Source organism: Burkholderia anthinoferrum, assembly GCF_002925705.1.
GTDB classification, from domain to species: domain Bacteria; phylum Pseudomonadota; class Gammaproteobacteria; order Burkholderiales; family Burkholderiaceae; genus Burkholderia; species Burkholderia semiarida.
In genome coordinates this window covers 1-2,176 of sequence record NZ_LFZP01000042.1, presented here as the reverse complement: position 1 = coordinate 2,176, position 2,176 = coordinate 1, and the positions used below count along the sequence as shown (strand labels likewise).

General features: G+C 68.2%; 1 protein-coding gene. It reads left to right on the top strand.

Translation table 11 applies throughout. The features are described 5' to 3' along the window. Positions 1-2,176 (top strand): catalase/peroxidase HPI (katG, locus tag C5F75_RS15535; RefSeq protein WP_104012427.1); only part of this gene is annotated, 2,176 nt, incomplete at its 5' end.

Sequence of the window (2,176 nt, the reverse complement as noted above, 5' to 3'; positions counted from 1 at the left end):
ATCGAAGTGCCCGTTCAACCACACCGCAGGCAGCGGCACGACGAACAAGGACTGGTGGCCGAATCAGCTGAACCTGAACGTACTGCACCGGCATTCGGCGCTGTCCGATCCGATGGACCCGGATTTCGACTACGCAGAAGCGTTCAAGAAGCTGGATCTCGCCGCGGTGAAGCAGGACCTGCACGCGCTGATGACGACCTCGCAGGACTGGTGGCCGGCCGACTTCGGCCACTACGGCGGCCTGTTCGTGCGCATGGCGTGGCATAGCGCCGGCACCTACCGCACGGCCGACGGCCGCGGCGGCGCCGGCGGCGGGCAGCAGCGCTTCGCGCCGCTCAATAGCTGGCCGGACAACGTCAGCCTCGACAAGGCCCGCCGCCTGCTGTGGCCGATCAAGCAGAAGTACGGCCGCAACATCTCGTGGGCCGACCTGCTGATCCTGACCGGCAACGTCGCGCTCGAATCGATGGGCTTCAAGACCTTCGGCTATGCCGGCGGCCGCGTCGACACGTGGGAGCCGGACGACGTCTACTGGGGCTCGGAAAAGATCTGGCTGGAACTGAGCGGCGGCCCGAACAGCCGCTACACCGGCAAGCGCGAGCTCGAAAGCCCGCTCGCCGCGGTGCAGATGGGCCTCATCTACGTGAACCCGGAAGGCCCGGACGGCAACCCGGACCCGGTCGCCGCCGCGCACGACATCCGCGAGACGTTCGCGCGCATGGCGATGAACGACGAGGAAACGGTCGCGCTGATCGCGGGCGGCCACACGTTCGGCAAGACGCACGGCGCCGGCCCGGCCTCGAACGTCGGCCCCGAGCCGGAAGCCGCGGGCATCGAGCAGCAGGGTCTCGGCTGGAAGAGCACGTTCGGCACGGGCAAGGGCAAGGACACGATCACGAGCGGCCTCGAAGTCACGTGGACGTCGACGCCGACGCAGTGGAGCAACGACTTCTTCAAGCACCTGTTCAGCTACGAATGGGAGCTCACGAAGAGCCCGGCCGGCGCGCACCAGTGGGTCGCGAAGGATGCCGGCGAAGTGATTCCCGATGCGTACGACGCGTCGAAGAAGCATCGCCCGACGATGCTGACGACCGACCTGTCGCTGCGTTTCGACCCGGCCTACGAAAAGATCTCGCGCCGCTTCTACGAGAACCCGGCCGAGTTCGCCGACGCGTTCGCACGCGCATGGTTCAAGCTCACGCACCGCGACATGGGCCCGCGCTCGCGCTATCTCGGCCCGGACGTGCCGGCGGAACACCTGCTGTGGCAGGACCCGATCCCGGCCGTCGATCACCCGCTGATCGACGCCGCCGACGTCGCCGCGCTGAAGGCGAAGGTGCTGGCCACCGGCCTGTCGGTGTCGCAGCTCGTGTCGACCGCATGGGCGTCGGCGGCGACGTTCCGCGGCTCGGACAAGCGCGGCGGCGCGAACGGCGCGCGCATTCGTCTCGCGCCGCAGAAGGACTGGGAAGTGAACCAGCCGGCGGCGCTCGCGGCGGTGCTCGAAACGCTCGAAGGCGTGCAGAAGGCGTTCAACGATGCGCAGACGGGCGGCAAGAAGGTGTCGCTGGCCGACCTGATCGTGCTGGCCGGCGCGGCCGGCGTCGAGCAGGCGGCGAAGAACGCGGGTGTCGCGATCACGGTGCCGTTCGCGCCGGGCCGGATGGATGCGTCGCAGGAAGAAACCGACGTCGACGCGATGGCCGTGCTCGAGCCGGTGGCGGACGGGTTCCGCAACTACCTGAAGCACGCGTACAAGACGCCGGCCGAGGCGCTGCTGGTCGACAAGGCGCAGCTGCTGACGTTGACGGCGCCGGAGATGACGGTGCTGGTCGGCGGCTTGCGCGTGCTTGGCGCGAACGTCGGCGACTCGAAGCACGGCGTGTTCACCGATCGTCCGGGCACGCTGACGAACGATTTCTTCGCGAACCTGCTCGACATGGGTACGGAGTGGAAGCCGGTGTCGGGCGCGAACGACGTGTTCGAGGGGCGCGATCGTGCGACGGGCGCGGTCAAGTGGACGGGCACGCGCGTCGACCTGATCTTCGGCTCGCACTCGCAGTTGCGCGCGCTGGCCGAGGTGTACGGCAGCGCGGATGCGAAGGAGAAGTTCGTGCGCGACTTCGTCGCCGCCTGGAACAAGGTGATGAACCTCGACCGCTTCGATCTCGCGTGA